The sequence below is a fragment of the Catenibacillus scindens genome (assembly GCF_014202115.1).
Lineage (GTDB): Bacteria > Bacillota > Clostridia > Lachnospirales > Lachnospiraceae > Catenibacillus > Catenibacillus scindens.
Genome location: NZ_JACHFW010000013.1, coordinates 24209 through 43189, shown reverse-complemented (window position 1 = coordinate 43189; position 18981 = coordinate 24209). Strand labels below are relative to the sequence as shown.

Annotated in this window: 16 protein-coding genes and 1 tRNA gene; all 17 read left to right on the top strand. The window is 48.9% G+C overall.

What is annotated here, in order from left to right; translation table 11 throughout:
• Positions 1 to 48 precede the first annotated feature (48 nt).
• The 17 genes from HNP82_RS13750 to HNP82_RS13670 all read left to right on the top strand — a co-directional run bounded on the left by HNP82_RS13750 (position 49) and on the right by HNP82_RS13670 (position 18980).
• On the top strand, positions 49 to 699 hold the full coding sequence (locus HNP82_RS13750) for an amino acid ABC transporter permease (RefSeq protein WP_183775647.1): 651 nt from the start codon (positions 49 to 51) through the stop codon (positions 697 to 699).
• Positions 689 to 1408, top strand: a complete 720-nt coding sequence (locus HNP82_RS13745; RefSeq protein ID WP_243164777.1) for an amino acid ABC transporter ATP-binding protein — start codon at positions 689 to 691, stop codon at positions 1406 to 1408. Before HNP82_RS13750 ends, HNP82_RS13745 begins: the two co-directional genes overlap by 11 nt.
• 77 nt (positions 1409 to 1485) lie before the next feature.
• Entirely contained in the window at positions 1486 to 2661 is a 1176-nt protein-coding gene (locus HNP82_RS13740; protein WP_183775645.1) for a cation diffusion facilitator family transporter, read from the top strand.
• 202 nt (positions 2662 to 2863) lie between these two features.
• Positions 2864 to 2935: transfer RNA gene (locus HNP82_RS13735), tRNA-Gln, on the top strand.
• Between the two features lie 108 nt (positions 2936 to 3043).
• On the top strand, positions 3044 to 3757 hold the full coding sequence (locus tag HNP82_RS13730) for an acyl-[acyl-carrier-protein] thioesterase (protein ID WP_183775643.1): 714 nt from the start codon (positions 3044 to 3046) through the stop codon (positions 3755 to 3757).
• Between the two features lie 13 nt (positions 3758 to 3770).
• Complete coding sequence (locus tag HNP82_RS13725) at positions 3771 to 4613, top strand: CvfB family protein (protein WP_183775641.1); 843 nt, start codon at positions 3771 to 3773, stop codon at positions 4611 to 4613.
• Positions 4614 to 4951: 338 nt separating this feature from the next.
• The gene (locus HNP82_RS13720; protein WP_183775639.1) at positions 4952 to 6874 is read left to right on the top strand and encodes a C40 family peptidase; all 1923 of its coding nucleotides are present in this window, start codon (positions 4952 to 4954) and stop codon (positions 6872 to 6874) included.
• Between the two features lie 722 nt (positions 6875 to 7596).
• Positions 7597 to 8124, top strand: coding sequence for a ribosome hibernation-promoting factor, HPF/YfiA family (gene hpf / locus HNP82_RS13715; protein ID WP_183775638.1), 528 nt, complete (start codon positions 7597 to 7599; stop codon positions 8122 to 8124).
• Positions 8125 to 8365: 241 nt separating this feature from the next.
• Entirely contained in the window at positions 8366 to 10534 is a 2169-nt protein-coding gene (locus tag HNP82_RS13710) for an alpha-amylase family glycosyl hydrolase (protein WP_183775636.1), read from the top strand.
• A gap of 12 nt (positions 10535 to 10546) precedes the next feature.
• On the top strand, positions 10547 to 11623 hold the full coding sequence (locus tag HNP82_RS13705; protein ID WP_183775634.1) for a radical SAM protein: 1077 nt from the start codon (positions 10547 to 10549) through the stop codon (positions 11621 to 11623).
• Positions 11624 to 11645: 22 nt separating this feature from the next.
• Entirely contained in the window at positions 11646 to 12956 is a 1311-nt protein-coding gene (locus tag HNP82_RS13700; RefSeq protein ID WP_183775633.1) for an RCC1 domain-containing protein, read from the top strand.
• Positions 12957 to 13001: 45 nt separating this feature from the next.
• Positions 13002 to 13949, top strand: a complete 948-nt coding sequence (locus tag HNP82_RS13695) for a DUF6734 family protein (protein ID WP_183775631.1) — start codon at positions 13002 to 13004, stop codon at positions 13947 to 13949.
• A 7-nt stretch (positions 13950 to 13956) separates the two neighbouring features.
• Positions 13957 to 15579: an Hsp70 family protein gene (locus HNP82_RS13690; RefSeq protein ID WP_183775629.1), complete on the top strand. Its 1623-nt coding sequence runs from the start codon at positions 13957 to 13959 to the stop codon at positions 15577 to 15579.
• Positions 15576 to 16292 (top strand): hypothetical protein, encoded by a 717-nt coding sequence (locus tag HNP82_RS13685; RefSeq protein WP_183775628.1) that lies wholly within the window; start codon positions 15576 to 15578, stop codon positions 16290 to 16292. The genes HNP82_RS13690 and HNP82_RS13685 overlap by 4 nt, the downstream gene beginning before the upstream one ends.
• Positions 16223 to 16903, top strand: a complete 681-nt coding sequence (locus HNP82_RS13680; protein ID WP_183775626.1) for a 4Fe-4S single cluster domain-containing protein — start codon at positions 16223 to 16225, stop codon at positions 16901 to 16903. The genes HNP82_RS13685 and HNP82_RS13680 overlap by 70 nt, the downstream gene beginning before the upstream one ends.
• Positions 16890 to 18008, top strand: coding sequence for a hypothetical protein (locus tag HNP82_RS13675; protein ID WP_183775624.1), 1119 nt, complete (start codon positions 16890 to 16892; stop codon positions 18006 to 18008). The genes HNP82_RS13680 and HNP82_RS13675 overlap by 14 nt, the downstream gene beginning before the upstream one ends.
• A gap of 21 nt (positions 18009 to 18029) precedes the next feature.
• Positions 18030 to 18980, top strand: a complete 951-nt coding sequence (locus HNP82_RS13670; RefSeq protein ID WP_183775623.1) for a hypothetical protein — start codon at positions 18030 to 18032, stop codon at positions 18978 to 18980.
• The last annotated feature ends 1 nt before the right edge of the window (position 18981 follow it).

The following is an 18981-nucleotide window of genomic DNA, read 5'->3' as shown; positions in this document are numbered from 1 at the left end:
CGCGAAACGGCCCTTAAATATTGTGTATTGTAGAGTGAGGAGAAGCGTATGTCATACATAATTCAGATATTACCCCAGATACTTGAGGGACTTGGGGTTACTATGGGAACCTTTGCGGTGACGATTGTTTTGTCCATCCCAATCGGGGCGCTGATCTCTTTGTGCCGTGTGTCAAAGATCAGTGTTTTACGGTGGATATCGGGATTTTATACATGGGTCCTTAGAGGGACACCTCTACTTTTGCAGATGTTCCTTATCTTTTTCGGGCTGCCCGCTGTGGGAATCCGTCTTTTTGGCCGTACTCGCCTGCCCTATGTGTTTTTCGCCTTTATCATTAACTACGCCGCCTATTTTGCGGAGATTTTCCGCTCTGGCATTCAGTCTGTAGAAAAGGGGCAGATCGAGGCAGCAAGACTTTTAGGATTCAGTAACGCCCAGATCCAGCTTAAAATCGTTATGCCTCAGGTAATCAAACGTACGCTGCCATCCATTGGCAACGAGATTATTACACTGGTTAAAGATACCTCATTAGTCTATGCCCTGGGAATCACTGAGATTTTCAAGATCGCTAAAAGTATTTCCACAAGGGACGTAACTCTGACGCCGTATATTGTCGTCGGTGTGATTTACCTGATATTAACGGCGATCATCACAAAACTGCTGAACCAGGCAGAGAAAAAGGTGTATTATGAGGAATAAAGACAGTTCAGACGGGGGTGAAAACATGCTTCTTCAGGTGAGAGGTTTATATAAAGCTTTTAAAGGCAATCAGGTGCTTTCAGATATAAATTTTGACGTGGAAAAGGGTGAGATTGTCTCTCTTCTGGGCCAGTCCGGCGCAGGAAAAACAACGATTATCCGGTGTGTCACAGGACTTGAACGTCCGGACCGGGGGAGCATCGCCATAAACGGCAGATTTATCTGTCAGGAACAGGACGGGAAAATGGTTTACGCCACTAAAAAAGAATTGTATAATATCCGCAGGGATCTTGGGATGGTTTTTCAGAGCTATCACCTTTTTCCCCATATGACAGTGCTTAAAAATGTGACACTGGCTTTGACAGATGTCCACAAAGAACCAGCGGCGGAGGCTAAAAAGAAGGCGATGGATATGCTGACCAGTCTTGGGCTTGCGGACAAAGCCCAGAGCCGGCCTTATGAGTTATCTGGCGGACAGAAGCAGCGGGTGGCAATTGCCCGCTCCTGTGTGGCTAATCCAAAACTTCTATGTTTCGACGAGCCAACGGCGGCTCTGGACCCTAAAACAACCCAGGAAATGACAAAGATCATTAAAGACCTGGCGGCAGAAGGTATGGGAATTCTCATTATAAGCCACGATATTCCTTTTGTAAAAGAGGTATCCGGGCGTGTTCTCACTGTGGAGAATGGAAAAATCAAAAATTTGTAGTAACTATTCAGCCATGTATCTCTGTGGGAAGTGCCAGAAATAGCGTTGTATTATCTTAATCAGGACGGTGTTAATTTATGACAAATATTCTTGTGCGGCTGTTTGTGAAGAATTATAATGATACAGAAAATGACCAGGTACGCACAGCCTACGGTGTTTTGGCCAGTATTGTGGGGATTTTATGCAATATCCTGTTGTTTGCGGTAAAGGTAGCTATCGGGACATTGGTCGGCAGTATCGCTGTTGTTGCCGATGCCTTTAATAACCTGTCCGATGCCTTTTCATCCATTATTTCTTTTGTGGGCGTAAAGCTGGCAAGCCGTCCGGCGGACCAGGAACATCCTTTTGGCCACGGCCGTTATGAGTATATTGCGGCGTTTATTGTGGCCTGTCTGGTCATTGAAGTAGGATTTACATTTATACAAAGTTCTTTTGACAAAATCCTGCACCCGGAGGCCGTGACATTCAGTATTGTTTCTGTGATCATCCTATGCCTGTCGATCCTGGTCAAATTGTGGCTGGGACTTTTTAACCGGAAATTGGGGAAAAAGATTAATTCTACAGTGATGATGGCAACTTCCGCCGATGCCCTGGGAGATGTACTGACAACTCTGGCCACTATTGTTTCTCTGCTGATCTATGGAATACTGGGATGGAATGTGGACGGAATTGTAGGTATGGTCGTGGCTATCGTGGTTGTTTTTGCAGGGATCAATATTGCCAAAGACACGATCCGCCCCTTGCTGGGAGAGCGGCCGGACCCTAAAGTTTATAAAATGCTGGAGAAAAAAGTGGAATCTTATGAAGGGATCGTAGGTACCCATGACCTGATCATTCATAATTATGGCCCCACAAAGAGTATGGCCACGATCCACGCGGAAGTCTCCAATAAAGAAGACATTGAGACGTCCCATGAGCTTATTGATAAGATCGAGCGGGAAGTGACGAAGGAGACGGGAATATTTCTCGTGATTCACATGGATCCTGTGGATGTGGAGGATCCTTTTGTCATTCAATGGCGGAAACGGGTTTATGACATGATCCATGAGATGGACCCCAATGTTTCGGCCCATGATTTTCGTATGGTTAAGGGAAAGGAGCAGATTAATCTGATTTTTGATATTGTGGTTCCTTATTCCTATGATCTTGAAAAGACTCACCAGTTTACGATCCGTCTTGAGGAGCGGATCAAAAGGATGGACTCCCGGTGCCAGTGTGTGATTACCATTGACCACAGTTTTGGCGATGAATAGAAAGGAGCGGACAGATTCCCTTTGCTCATAGTCGGCGCTCCGTCCATCAGTAACGTAGCGTCCAGATTTTTATGCAAGCATAAATCTGTTCGCTCGTTTCTGATGGCTGAACTGTTGTGAAAATTAAAAATTTTAAAAAAATTAAAAAAAAGGCTTGCTTTTTTTCTGGAACATGATATAATAACATCTGTCAACGGGATGATGGGCTGTCGCCAAAAGGCAAGGCACAGGATTCTGACTCCTGCATTTGAAGGTTCGAATCCTTCCAGCCCAGTTTAATTTAGTAAGGCAGTCCAATTTGGACTGCCTTACTTTTTTAATATCACAGCAAACTATGTTTGCTGTGATATTAAAAACATACCGCGTGAGAGGAGATCGACGGATGTTTACATATGAACGAAAAGTGACCTACAGCGAGGTGGCCAGTGATGCTATGGCTGATGTAGCTCAGATCGTCCGATATTTTCAGGACTGTTCCACGATGCAGTCGGAATCTCTCGGAATGGGCATTGATTTTCTGGCACAGCACAGCCATGTGTGGATGCTGACAGCTTGGCAGATCCAGGTGATGCGCAGACCGAGATATTTTGAGGAAATTGTGACAGGAACGTGGGCTTATGGATTTGATTCTATTTATGGATATCGCAATTTCTTATTAAAAAGCAGCCGGGGAGAAATATTGGCGGTGGCCAATTCTATCTGGATTCTTGCGAATACTAAGACCGGGAAGCCTGAGCGGCTGACCGGGGAAATGGTCCAAGGCTACGGCAGTGAGGAGAAATATCCTATGGTATACGCGCCCCGGCGCATTGCGCTTCCTAAAACATGGGAAGACCTTGAGCCATTTGAAGTCAGACGGAGCGATTTAGACACAAATAACCATGTCAACAATGCCAGATATATTGATATGGCTTTAGAATATGCGGACCCAGGGGTAAATATTTACCAGCTTCGGGTGGAGTATAAAAAAGCTGCCAGATATAAAGACAAAATATGGCCCCGGATTCATAGAGAGAATAACAAATTGACAGTTGCTCTGTGTGATAAAGATCAGAAGGTCTATGTGGCGGTAGAAATTGCTACTGATGAAAATTAACGGAGAGGTGAATATGATTCGATTAGGAGAAAAACAGATCTTAACAGTAACCCGTATGAAAGATTTTGGCGTCTATCTCGCCAATGAGGAGGATAACTCTGAGGAGGCGGTTCTGCTGCCTAAGAAAGAAGTTCCCCAGAACACTCAGGTGGGAACACAACTTGAGGTTTTTATATACCGGGATTCCAGCGACCGGCTTATTGCCACTACAGCTACGCCAAAGATTCTTCTGGGAAAGACCGCGCCCCTTTTAGTGAAACAAGTGACAAAAATCGGCGCTTTCTTGGACTGGGGACTTCCAAAAGATCTGCTGCTGCCCTTTAAAGAGCAGATCACCAGGGTAAAAGAAGGTGAAGAATACCTTGTGGCACTCTATATTGATAAAAGCAGCCGCCTGTGTGCCACAATGAAAGTTTACCAATACCTGGACACTCATTCCCCTTATGAAAAAGAAGATCACGCCCAGGGGTATATTTACCAGATCCATCCGGAATACGGCGCTTTTGTGGCTGTTGATGGCATGTATCACGGGCTTATCCCGTTAAGAGAGTTTAAGGGAAGGTATAGCCTTGGGGAAAAAGTTCACGTGCGTATTGTCCGGGTTCGGGATGATGGACGCCTGGAATTGTCTCTTCATGAAAAAATTCCCTTCCAGATTGATCTGGACGCGGCAAAAGTTATGGAAGTGATTGAAAGCTACGCCGGCGTTCTCCCCTTTACTGAAAAAGCTTCACCGGCAGTGGTGGAGAGGGAGACAGGGCTGAGCAAAGCGGCGTTTAAGCGGGCAGTAGGACGTCTGCTGCGCAATGGAAAGATTACCATTGAAAACGGCGTTATCCGGAAAATAAAAGACTGATACTTATGCAGGCATAAACCATCCTACCTATTCCTGATGGCTGAAGCAGAGGAAGCAACAGTTCAGCCCGCGCCATTCGCAAAGGCGCGCTAACGCGCTGACTCGCGGCTAACGCCGCTCCTTTGCTCATAATCGGCGCTCCGTTCATCAGGAATGTGGTGGTCTGGTTCTTATGCAGGCATAAACCATCCCACCTATTCCTGATGGCTGAACTGTTACTGGAATATTACAGAAGTTTTACAAAATTTGTTGACATGGAAATAGGGCACTGTTATAATAGATTCGTAACAAATTTGTAATAAATGTCATTTCAAGGATATATAGAAACGGTGGATTTTATGATTAAATTAACGAAATTCAGAAAGAAAGCCAGTCTCACGCTGGCAATGGCCATGGTCCTGGCGACGGCGGCAAGCGGTCCTTCCATTCCTGCTCACGCGGCCTCAACGGGGACAGTGACCTGTGATGTGTTAAATGTGCGTTCGGGAAGTTCTACCAGTGATTCTGTGATTGCCACAGTGACAAAAGGCACCCAGCTTGAGCTTCTCGCTTCTGAGAACGGATGGTATCAGATTTCCATAAATGGGACAACAGGCTATGTCAGTGGCCAGTATATTTCCACTGACGGCACAGGACAGACAGAAGCTGTTTCAGGACAGACCGGTACGGTCAATGTCAGTGTTTTGAATCTCAGAAGTCAGGCGTCTACAGATAGCAGTGTGATCGGAGCCCTTTATATGGGTGACAGCGTTACAATTACAGAGAGCGGTAACGGATGGTATGGTGTGACTACAGCATCGGGAAGTAAAGGCTATGTGTATGCTCAGTATGTGACTCTGGGCTCAGCAGGCACATCAGAAAGCACTTCCGGTTCCACAAGTGTTTCTCCGGCGTCAGGAGAAGGGGTATGTAATACTTCTGCTCTGAATGTCCGCTCTGATGCCAGTACGTCATCTTCTGTTTTAGGGTATATTACCAATGGAACAAAGGTGACAATTATAGGTACTGCCGGAAGCTGGTATCAGGTGAATACGACAATCAGTGGACAGTCCGTGACGGGCTTTGTCCATGGAGACTATATTACATTAGGCGGCAGCACAAGTTCAGGGACAACTACAGAGCCGGCATCCGGTCAGGGCGTTTGCAATACATCCGCATTGAACATAAGAAAAGAAGCATCCACATCCTCACAGAGCTATGGGCTGATCTATCAGAAAGATGTGGTAACGATCCTTGGTAAAAGCGGCGACTGGTACCAGATAAAAGCTACGGTTAATGGCAGTGAAGTTACCGGTTATGCCCATGCTTCCTACATTACAGTATCCTCAGATACCGGATCGGATACCCAGGACAACATTCAGGATGACTCATCCTCCGCTGTTGAGTCTGCATCCGGTGAGGGAGTCTGCAACACTTCCGTTTTGAATGTGCGGGAGAAGGCTTCCACAGATTCAAAAATTCTTGGACTGATCTATCAGAACGATTCAGTGTCTATCACCGGAAAGAGTGGAAGCTGGTATCAGGTGAACACATCGGTGAACGGACAGTCTGTGACAGGTTTTGTTTATCAGGATTATATCCAGTTAAAGAACAGCGATAGCTCAGAAAACAGCCAGGCCTCCGTGTCTGTCAGTGACGTCAATGAGACTGTGTGGGCGACGGCAGCTGTCAATGTGCGCGAAGAGTACAATACCTCATCGGCTATTATCGCTACACTGAAGAGCGGCGATAGTGTTACCCGTACAGGTGTTTTGAACAACGGCTGGAGCCGTGTGGATTATAATGGGCAGACTGCTTATATATCCAGTACATATCTTACAACAACGGATCCTTCACCTGAGGAGGAGGAAAACTCTTCAACCTCTGAGGAAAACGGCGGAGCAAGCACATCCACAGGCGTTACGGGAGAAGCGGTAGCGGCCTATGCTCAGCAGTGGGTTGGATACCCCTATGTGTGGGGCGGCAATGATCTGAATACCGGTGTTGATTGTTCTGGATTTACCCAGCAGGTTTATCTTCATTTCGGAATCAGTCTGAACCGTGTGGCTGATGCACAGAAGCAGAATGGCATTCGGGTAGCTTCCCTTGAGGAGGCTCAGCCTGGAGATCTGATTTTCTACGGAAGTAGTAGTTACGCGGATCATGTAGCCATTTACATCGGAAATGGACAGGTTGTCCATGCCAGCAGTCCTTCTGTAGGCATCATTGTCTCCAGCACAAGCTATCGTACCCCGGTGGCTATTGTGAGAGTAATTTATTAAAATATAAAATACTGCGATTGGTTCCCTTTTCTTAAAATGGCCCCGGAGCTGGAATATCGTGAAAAATCATAAAACCAAAAGATATATAAAAACTGCCATGTCGGTTAAGCCGGTGGCAGTTTTTTTGTTATAGAAAACGGTGTTCCTTATAATACAAAGAAGCGCTGTAAGCATCGGGGCAATGCGTAAATCGTCAGAATATTTAGCGGGAATAAAAAAGATGTGCGATGGACTATAAGCGACAAAATTGTCTGTGGGTGAAAAAGGGAAAAAATGCACAAAAAATGTCGGAAGCGTTTACATAATCAAGTGATAAAAAAATTATTTGCTCACAGAGTTATCCACTATAAAAAAACGGGTTTTTTTCGATAAAACAAAGTTATTCACAAAGTTATCCACATTATCCACAATCGAAATCTGTGGAAAAGTGGATAATTATGTAATTTAAAAACGAAAATATGTTTTGTTCATAATGTAAAATTTGCCTGTATTTGTAAAAAAAAATTAAAATCCCCTTGACTTTTTTATTTTTTTAAAATTGATAAAAATCCTATGAATAATTATATTTTGGTGAAAAAAACAGAACATATATAGAAATATTTTGAAAATAACTTTAATTGACTTGAAAAGAAAAGGTTTTATGCTATAATAATCTTACAGAGAATTTACATAAGGAGGTTTATTTTTTTCAGCAAAATTTATGGGCAAAGGAGTTGGGTAATATGCGTTATATTATCAGCGGAAAGAATATTGATGTGACCGAAGGATTAAAGGATGCCATTTATGAAAAGCTTGGTAAACTGGAAAAATACTTTACCCCTGAAACGGATGTTGTTGTCACCCTGAGCGTGGAGAAGCTGCGGCAGAAGATTGAGGTTACGATCCCGGTGAAGGGAAGCATTATCCGTGCTGAACAAGTCAGCGATGATATGTATGTATCTATTGATCTGGTAGAGGAGATCATTGAGCGCCAGATGCGCAAATATAAAACAAAACTTGTCAATCAGATGCATGGAACAGGCAATTTCCAGAAGGCATACATGGACATGGAGGGCGATGAGGATGAAGGCATTCAGATCGTGCGTACCAAACGTTTTGCCATAAAGCCTATGGATGTTGAGGAAGCCTGTGTACAGATGGAACTGTTGGGCCATAATTTCTTTGTATTCAGAAATGCCCAGACCGATGAGGTGAATGTAGTCTATAAACGCAAAGGCAATACCTACGGACTCATTGAACCGGAATTTTAAAAACTGAATTTTTTTAAATTATAAAAAGCCGGAGCGGGCTCCTTTTGGGAGCCCGCTGTTTTTGTGCCGCTATCCCTGATGGATCATTTGATGGGGGTTCCTGCTTCAAATCGACAGTGAATAGTAACAACGGTTACTTTAAATTGGTAAAAATGCTCAAACCGTATATGCAAAATCAGTGCTTTGTTATATAATATATGCAAACGTGGCGGAGACAGGACACAAAACAGGGGGGAGTTTTATGCCAGACCAGGATATTCGGATTTACAACCTTTTTCCGCGCCTTTATGATGGCGTTCAGGACTGGTGGAAGGCGGCGCAGCACGCGCGGGATATGGGTTTTGATACGCTGTATCTTAATCCCATTCATCAGACGGGCTCGTCAGACAGCATATATGCCATACGGGATTATGACGCCTATGACGAGGCTATCTTTCCAAAGTCAGACAGGGAGCAGGCCAAAGCGCAGGTTCAGTGGTTTCTCTCATCCTGCCGGACCATAGGTATGCGTGTGTTATATGATCTGGTGATCAATCATACGGCCATAGATTCGCCCCTTGTCACCGTCCATCCGGAGTGGTATGAGCAAAATGAGGACGGTTCAATACAGTGCGCGGGGACTTTTACTATTGAAGGTGATTACGAGGAATGGAAGGATTGTGCCAAGCTGGATTATCGCCATCCCCAAAATGGGCTTTGGGAATATATAGTGGCGCTGTGCCAAAGATATATGGCGTTAGGTTTTGCAGGTTTTCGGTGTGATGTGGCAGCGAAAGTGCCTGCCCGCTTTTGGAGACATCTGATTACGGAACTGAAAAAGGAGTATCCCCAGGTTATATTCGCGGGGGAAGCTTTTTTAGCGGCGCCGGAACAAATTCACGCTCTGGCCCAGGCCGGTTTTCAATATATATTCAATTCGGCCTGCTGGTGGGATTATAAGGAGAACTGGCTGGTGGAGCAAAACAACCGCAATGGGGCGGTTATCGCTGCGATTGCCTTTCCGGAAAATCATGATACCTGCCGGTGTATGGTAAGAGAAGAAAATAACCTGGCCAGAGTAAGACAGCGTCTCAGATTTACCGGTATACTATCCTCCGGATGGATGATTACCAGCGGATTTGAATATGGGTTTAAAAATCCCATCCATGTATGCCATACAAGAAAGGCGGATTGGGAACATACGCAGACAGATCTTACAGAGGATATCCGCAATGTTATGAGGTGGCGGGATACATACCCTGTTTTTCGCAAGGAAGGCGAACTGGCATTTATTCCTTCGGAAGATCGGCGGGTGACGCTGCTTTCAAAGACCGTGCGGGGACAACAGGCGCTGCTGGCCCTTAACCGTACTGAGGAGAGGATAACTTTACTGACGCGGCAGCTGAAAGAAAATTTTCCATATTCATCTCTGCCGCCGCAGATTGTTCTGGAACCTTATGATTTCCAGTTTTTTGTCGAAACTATCCCGGATGTGGGGGATTTGCCTGTAAATACTTCGTACTGCATAGAGACAGGGGGAGAAATGGTGCTGCGTCAGGTTCCCATCAGAGCTTTGGGATGGGGCGAGGCACTGGTAGAAATACTGGCCTGCGGTATCTGTGGATCGGATTACCGTGAAATGCGGCATGGAAGATTTTACTGGAAACGTCCGGATGAGGGCGGACATGAGTGGACAGGCCGGATTGTTGCCCTGCTGCCGCCGGAGAATGGATTGAGCCGGGGAGACATAGTCGCTCTGCGTCTGCCGCGGCAGGGGAACGGTATGGTACAGGGCGGGGGCTTTTCCAGGTACGCGGTGGTGAAAAATACATGCCTCTTTGCCCTGGAGCCACAGGATGACCCTATATGCTCAGCGATGACCGAACCCCTGGCGGTGGCCATACACGGAGCCAACATGATTGATAAAGAGGGAGAAATCGCTGTTGTCGGATCTGGGACACTGGCATTGTTAATGGAACGGGTATTGGGTTTGCTGCGCCCTTCCTGTCACATTACGCTGGTTTACAAATATGACAGAGTCAGGGACTATGTCGCTGCAGCCACCCGGTGTTGTCCTTTTCCCGCCGCGGATCGGGAGGTAGTTTGGGATACTGTGATTGAATGCAGCGGCGCAGGGGAAAATATTCCGCTTTTGCAGCCGTCCCTGCGCCGTGGAGGGCAGATGCTCCTTATGGGGATCTATGGACTTATGCCGTCACTGAATCTGTCGGATGTAATGTTTCGGGAACTGCGCATTCAGGGAAGCTTTCTTTATGACGAATCGGATTTTAGCATGGCGGCGCAGTTTATCCGCAGCGGCGCCATGAACGTAAAGGATCTTATACAGATGATTCCGTTTACTCAGGCTCAGAAGGCATTTTCCATGCCCTCACGGGAAAGGATAAAAGTCATATTGGATCACAGCAGATAAGGAGAACAGGCTATGGAAGAAGTGTATAAAAATCTCAATATTTTTTTAGTGGAGGTCATAGGCTTTCCCAACCACTGCAGCCTGGACTGCAGTTACTGTGACTGGGAAAAACAGTCGTTTTCACCATTGACAGAGCTGGAACTGGTGCGGGTGCGGAGGCATTTACAGGCGGCCTTAATCTTTATCCGGCGCCATTACCCCAATACCCAGGTGATCGAATACTCCGGGGGAGAGCCTTATGTCCATCCCAAAGTGGTGGAATTAGTATTGGAGATTTTTAAGGATTATTGGGTGCGCGTCAATACCAATGGCTTACATATAGATGAGACAGCGTTAGAGGCATTAAAAGCTCATGGGCGCGTTTATCTGGCCCTGAGTTTGGACGGGCATACGCTGGAAGCCAACAGCTACCGCGTCCGCTCGCAAAAACAACTGGATCGCATTATTGAGGGATTAAAAAACGCTTTGGAGGCCAAAATTCCAGTCGCGCTGCTCTGCACTATCCATGACCGGAATATTGACGGATTTGTGTATTTTGTGGACTGGCTGGAGCAGAACTGGCTCTCTGAGATTAAGCAGGGGCGGCTTATGATGGCGGCCCACCGGATGAGCAGCTATGGCAGGCCACACCCCTTTCCTTCTCCCGCCCAGAAGCAGCGCATGGGGGAAGCAATGGCAGGGAGCAGCTCCCCGGTCATTCTTCCGATCCGGGAACACTATGAAGCAATGTGGGATGATGACAGCCCCTGTACCATTTACCGCTGGGCCGCCTCCATGCATTTTCTCGGCAATAGTCTGGCGACTGCAGGGAGGTTTACCAGTTTTCGCTGCGGTATGAGGGGAGTTGCCCCCATCGGGGAATTTGCCCTGGATCAGGAGATGGAATGGGATTCATTTTCACGCGCCGCCTCATTAAGCGTCCAGATGGATTTTTCCTTTTACAGGTGCAGGTGTTTTGTGGACTGGAGAGCTTTTGACCTGATATTTTCCGGAGTTATCCCAATGGAAAGAGCAAAAAAATGGTTTCTGCCCCTTCAGGATCAGCGTGTACAGCAGTGGGTGAGAGATTATCAGAAATCAGATTCGTAATTTATTAACAGGAGGAGAGAATATGGAAATAAAAAATTGCCCTGCCTGCGGAAGTGCCATACCAGGCGGTGAGGATCGCTGTCCTGTCTGCGGACTGGACGGGCAGAATCAGATTTTTTTGTCTGAGGAGGACTATACAGCGTGGGTGGAACGGGTGCTGAAGCCCCACATGAAAAACGTTGCGCCGCCCCAGGTGTTCGCGGGGCCCAACCACGCTCTGATTCTGATGGCCAACGGGGATCTGTACGGGATCGGCAATAACTGGAATGAAGCGTGCGGCCCCGATCTGCCCCGGGAACTGAAAGAGCCTGCGCGCATTGCACAGGGGGTGAAACATGCAGCGGCCAGCCCCAATCATACCCTGTATGTTACCAGAGATGGCCAGACAGTGCTGCTGGGCAATTCCGACCTGACGGACCGGTTTGACTGTGTTCTGGATACTGCCAGGAGGGTGTATGGGAAGTATGATGAGGACGCTTTTTTGATTGAGGATTCGGATGGGCAGTTCTATTTCTTTGGGGAGAACAGCGGAGGCAGACTTGTGAATGACAGCAGTCAGGTGCTGCGCCGGCTTGAGGATGTGGTTGTACACACAAAAAAGACTTATACCTGGTGGAATGAATATGAGAACGGAACGATCAGGGATGCAAAGTATACAGAGTGGGGAGGGAAAGAAGAGATTCTTCATGCCAATTTTCACACTGTAAAACATCTTATCCCTGACGAGATCCCGGAGCTTGAGGCTGTGCGCCGTGAAAAATGGTATCGCCAACTGGCGCGGGAGTATGGCGAAAAAAATGTTGTCATCCGTCTGCAGCCTCCGAATTCTGCAAAGACGATCGAGAGCCAGATCCTCACTAAGGAACATGGCGTAAGAAATAAGGAAGCAACGTTGGAATACGTCTATCAGGCCAGCGTTGTCCTGGAAAATAACGTCATTTATCAGCCGGTACCCTGTGAACTCCAGGGTCGGCTGAACGGCTTCTTTTGCGATTGCTGGCCTGTTTTTGGGGGAACTGCCCAATGGCTTGAGCGTAAGGGTATTCCGGAAAAGGCGGTTAAGGTGATGACCGGCAGTTTTGATGATTTTAAAGTCTATGAAAATATCCTGGCCTATCTGGATGGGGAGGGCAATCTCTGTTTTATGAACGGTGCTTCCGGCCAGCCCGCTGTCAGTCCCCTGTCGGGGATCACAGATTTCGCTGTGAACTCACAGGAAGGAAATGGCGATTACATCCTGATAGTCACCGACCGGCGAGAAATTTATTTTGGAAGTAAAAAAGAACTTGCAGAAAAGGGCGGCTGGGATCATTTGAAAAAACTGACCCTGTAAAATATATGACGAGAGAAAAAACGGCTGTGTTAGGGAGGGATAGTTATGATTGACCTGGATCAACTGGGAAGCGGCGCGCGGAATTTCCTGACCGGCAGAATTTATTGCGGGGCTGTGGGTATGGGAAATCTGTTTGAACCTTTAAAAAAATCTGCCCGCAGCGATCCTCCTGTTGCGGCATATCATGTGCTGCTTACGGAGCCCTGGCGCCGTTTACATGGGAATGCTCCCTTTTCCATGCCCCTCCATGAACAGTGGACGGCGCGCCTTTCCGCTCTGGCATGGCGGCGGTATAACGGCCCGATCCATTTGTTCACAGACCGGCAGGGAAAAGCGTATTTCCGGGAAAAGGGGCTGGACAGCGTATATGACAGCGTGAGAGATGATCTGTGGGATACCTACGGCCTGGATCAGCGGAAATTCTGGGCTTCCGGCAAGCTGCTGGCTCTGCAGAAACTCCCGGTTCCCTGTCTGATCATAGATATGGATCTGATTGTCTGGGACCGGCTGCCTCTGGAGGGCGCGGCGCTGGCAGCGGCCCATATAGAGCATTTGAATGAAAAATTTTATCCCGATGTGGATTATTTTCTCATGAGTCCCCGCTATCAGTTCCCAAAGGAGTGGGATTATGGCGCAAAGCCCCTGAATACGTCCATACTTTATCTGGCAGATGAGCGGTTAAAGGAGGAGTATCTTTGCCAGGCGTTTGATTTTATGCGCTATGAGCGGGATACGCCGGATAATGGTTCCAACTGCATGATCTTTGCCGAGCAGCGTATTTTGGCCATGTGCGCGGCAAAACTGGGGATCCGGGCAAAAACATTTCTGGATTATGACAATTTACAGGCGCCCCAGAGATTGATCACCCATACATGGTCCGGAAAACGATTACTTACCCGCTTTAAGGATGTGGAAAATGTATTTGCCGCCTGCTGCCAGGAAAAATGCGGACAATTAGAGGCGGAAATATGGAATATGGCTGGAAGGAAGTGATATGCGGATGATACGTGTTGGGTTTGACCTGGGAACAACCTATTCCGCTTTTTGTGTATATGATGACAACAGTAAAAATGTAGATTATTTTAAATTTGATACCTGTGCGCGGGAATTTTTCCCCACGATCATCGCCTACCACAGGGAGGATCGCGCAAGATGCTATGTGGGGGAGGCGGCGCGGCGCTATCGCTTTTCTCCCCAGTATGATGTGTATGATACATTTAAGCTGAGACTGGGGGATGGCGCCTGTGAAAACGGCGGGCGGATAAGATCGCCATTTGAGGCCGCCCGGGACTTTGTCGGGCAGGTGCTGAAAAAATTCTCAGAAAACCGGGGAGTTTCACTGGAAGATATGATCCTGGTACAGACAGTGCCGGATATATGGAAAAATGAGATTCACAATAAAATCGCTCTGGAACACCTGGCGCAGATATACGAAGATCTGGGAATGGATACGTCCAGCCGGGTTTCTTTTGAAAGCGAACCGGTATCCGCCGCGGTATATTACCTCAATGAAATCTGCCAGGGCAATTATCACGGACATATTGTGGTGGTGGATTATGGCGGGGGCACACTGGATCTGACCCTGTGCAGGGCGGAGAAAAACGGCAGTATTTCCGTGCTTTACAGTTGCGGAAATGGAGGCAGGGGACAGACCGGCTGCGCGGGCAATGCCTTTGACCAGGCCGTCACCATGCGCCTGGCCAGCAGAAATGGAATGGACGCCGCGATCTATGTTCCGGGGAAGCCTGCTTTTGACGCTCTGCAGAGCGCTTTTGAGGACTGTAAGATTGCCTCCACAGAGAGTACCCGCGCAGCTTTGGAAAATTACTATGAGTCCGGCGGCCTGGATGACCCCGTCGCCTTTTCCGTGATGATGCCGCCGCCGGTCTATGAGGAGTATGATGTATATGCCTCAGATATCGCCCTGGCATTTGAATCGGTCAACCATCAGGCTCTGAGGGAGTCTGTGATGGAAATGCAGAAAAAGTGTGGGGAAATGGACGTTGATATGGAAGGTATTGATGATTTTCGGGTGCTTTTGGTGGGAGGCTTCTCCAATCTGTATTGTGTGGAAAATTGCGTTCGGGAATTATTCGGTTCAATGGCCGGCATTGACGACCCGCGTTTTGATGGGAGGATGAACCGGGAATCCCGCTCCACGGCCATCGCCCACGGCGCGTGTCTGATTGCCGCGGGCATTACACCGGTGGCCTATATCAATCAGACAGAAGTTGGCTTTTTTGCCCGCAATCTCCATGGGCAGGAAATAGCCGTGCCTGTGCTTCACCGGGGAAAGGCGGTCAAAGAATACGCTCAGCCCCAGTACTGCCCTTATACACTGGCGCGGACATTTCAGGATATGCCGGTGAGCCTGGATCTGTTTTTTGACGACGGCATGGGGCCGGTCCGGGTGCGGATGGATAAGGCATTTGGATCCATTTGTCCCAATTTTGACAAGGAGGACAACCGTTATCAGATTGGCTTTTCCATTGACCGCCACCGTATCCCGCAGCTCCATATAAGGGATGCCGGCGGGGAGGAAAATGTTATCTCGCTATATCAGACCATCGCCAGGCTTCCTGCCATTATTATCCAGGAAGAACTAAAGGAGGGACAGCCGTGAACATTGCATTGATTGAACACAATATCAGACAGCTGGAACAAAAGGCGCAGCAGGGGGACGGGGAGGAAGCGGCCAGGCTTGCGCTGGCCCTGGCCAGGCTGATCCTGCAGACCCCTTCTCCGGCACAGCCGAGGAATTTGTATGGCGCCTATGCCGGCGTGGCCTCAACCCTCCGGCAATGTTATGACACGCTGCTGGAAAATTATTCGCCCACATCGGACATTGAACAGATGCTTGGAAAAATACAGGAGGTCAACGCCTGTATTGAAGAGTGCGGGAAAGAAAGGGAAGCGGTTGCCCGGGCCAATAAGGAACTGCTGGACGGGCAAAAGGCGCTGGAGAAGCAAAAGGCGGAACTGGAAGCGCTGAAGGATAATGTGGCGAAGCTGACCGCGGTTAAAGAAAAAGAGATTCCCGAACTGCGGCGCGAAATTGACCGGCAAAAGGAAAAGTTAAAGTCTTTGGAGGAAGAGTGCGCGGCGGCGTTGGAAGAGAAAGAAAGATGGAAGGCGGTATTTGACGAAAATAACCGGCTGATCATTAATCTGCCCGACAGTGTGATGGATCAGGATGCGGATGCGATCATCGCCGAGGCAAAAGAATACGCGCTGCGGGCCAGACAGGCGGATGAGGAGGGGGATCAATGGCTGCGCAGGGTGATCGGGGCCATTATGGCCGGCAAAGAGCGGATGAAAGATCCGCTGCAGACGTGACGCGGCTGCGTCTGCACATGGTGGCCGCTCCTGTCCACACCCTGGGGCCGTATGCCCGTTTTGGCATCTGGGTACAGGGCTGTATGAAAAGCTGTCCCGGCTGTGTTACGCCGGATGCCCGGCCGCTGAGCGGAGGATATGAAATGGATGTGGATACGCTGGCGCGCCTGGTACTGCGCCGTCCGGATATTGAGGGACTGACCATCAGCGGCGGCGAGCCATTTTTACAGGGGGACGCCCTGTATCGGCTGATTCTGAAGATCCGCTGTGCCGCAGATATTGGTGTGATTTTGTATACAGGCTATGCTTATGAGGAAATTGAAGGTCAGCCTTTGACAGGACAGTGTGACGCCATTATCGACGGACCTTACCTGTCTGATCTGGATGATGGGGGGAGCCTGCGGGGTTCGGCCAATCAGCGGCTGATTCTGCAGACATCCCGATATCAGGGCTTAATTTCCTTTGGAGCCGGGCGAAGAACTACGGAATGGATCCGGCCTTATGGCGGGGGACTGGCGCAGGTTGGCGTGCCGTCCCGGCAGGACGCGGAGAGGGCGCAGAAACTGCGTTCCTTTTTTGAACAGGGAGGGACAGTTGATGGGGGAAAATGATTTTTTTGACGGGCTTGACCGGATATTTTCCAGCTATGGGGAATTTATGGAGGAACATACCTTTATCGGCCTGGGGCTGCATCTGGCCGGACTTATGGGCCTGGCCAAGATCAGCGACTGGCTCAGCGGCGATCATGAAAGAGACATACCGTCAGATTGGGATTTTGAATTGGATGAAGCGCGCAGACGTCAGCAGCAGGATCTTTGCGATCTTCAGGAACAGCTGGAGGACCGGCGGACCCGGAACAGCCAAGACTCCCGGACGGGGGATGAATTTTTGCGGCAGGCGGGGGACATCCTGGATTCACTGAAACAAAAACCGCGGCTGCATCTGATGGATAAACAGTTTCTCCATGATCTGGAGGGACTGGAGACAATATATCATGATCTGGAGAAATATTCCGCAGCATCTTCCCGGACTCCTTCCCAGGGACAGCAGACTGCAGCGGCCAGTTTGTACCGCCAGGCCGACGCTGTACTGACGGAGTACCTGGAATGGGAAGAACGGTGGTTAAATGCGCGGCAACAGTGGATTGACCAGTGGAGCCGGACAAAAGCGCTTCTTGAAAACAGCCGTACAGTTCAGATTTCTCTGAACACCACAGAGGGGGAAGAGACGGTGGAGATAGACTGTATATTCTGGAGCAGAGGGGCTCTGGAACAGGCAGAGCAATCCCTGCCGCCGTTGGAACAGCCGGAAGACACCGCCATGGATACCTTTGCCGCGTTAAGCGGCCAGGCCCAGAGCCTGTCCCGGCGCGTACAGGAGATTGTCCGGCAGGCCGGAGAAAGTTTTCTCTCCTCGCAGGCGCGTATTCAAATGAGCGCCGCCGTTTTGGAATTGATGGAAAGCAGAGGATGGTGTCTGGAGAGGGAGGAAGATTACGCCTTTGAACAGGATGATGAGCGGGAGACGCTCCATTTGAGACTGATAAGTCCGGTGGGTGATCAGCTGGAATTTCAATTTAAGCCTGACGATACACTTATGATGCGCCCTGAATTTCAGGGGGTGCATAACCGCAGCGTCATAGAACAGCTGACCCGGATCATTGGACAGGCGCTGCAAAGCCAGGGAATTTTAGTCCGGGATGTGACCATTATTTAACAGGAGAGGAGCGAGCATAGGATGAGTACTGTATTTATTATCCGGCCGGATACCGGAGAGATTGTGGAAGAATTAATCGCGACGGCGGATTATCGTTCACCCAGGGGACTTACGGTGAAGCCCAGGACGTGGATGGAAGAGCAGCGGCTGCGCGCTATATCTGACAATGCCGTTCGGATCCGAGAGATGCAGGCGGAGATTGCCCGGCTGGACCAGGAGATGGAGTACGCGAAAATGGCGGACAGATTGTCCGAGATGGAGGAGATTCGTCAGAGACGGCGCCGGATGGCAGGGGAAGTACAGCGGAAGGAAAATTTTTCCCAGGCAGTGAATAAGCTTCATCGCTTGCAGGAACGGATGGGGGAGCTGGAAAATATTGAGATCGACCTGCCTACATCCATTGGCACAGAAACCGTATTATGCAATCTTGATGAATATACACAGCATTCATTTTCCGGGCTGGCGGATCAGCTTGAGAAGCTTAATACCGATTTCCAAAACGATGATCCGGAATCTGTCCGATATACGATGCAGCGCCTTGTGGAACTGGAGCAGGCGCTGGAAGAACTTCCGGGGCAGGCGAAAAAGAATTATATGCGCACGATGGTGCGGCTGGAACTGGCCCAGTGCGTCATAGAGCGATTGGGCGAGGCCGGGTGGAAATCCACTGTTTTGGCCAGAGGGGACGGCGATACGCCTACGCGGATCACTGTGGAAAATCCTGTTGGCGACCGGGCCTCTGTGACATTTTCCTGTGATGATCAGATTTATCTGGAGACGCCTGGATTTTCAGAAAGCGCCCGCAGTGCCCTCCAGCAGCTTGTTTTAGGTACGCTGCAAGACAGCGGCGCTGTCAGGGCCACCGGGACGTGCATCAGTGACGATCCGCGGCATGACGCCAGGGTTCCCGGACAGGCGCAGGATTCTTTACAGGAAAAAATCACCCCGGTCAGAGAGGGCAAGGAGCGCTGAC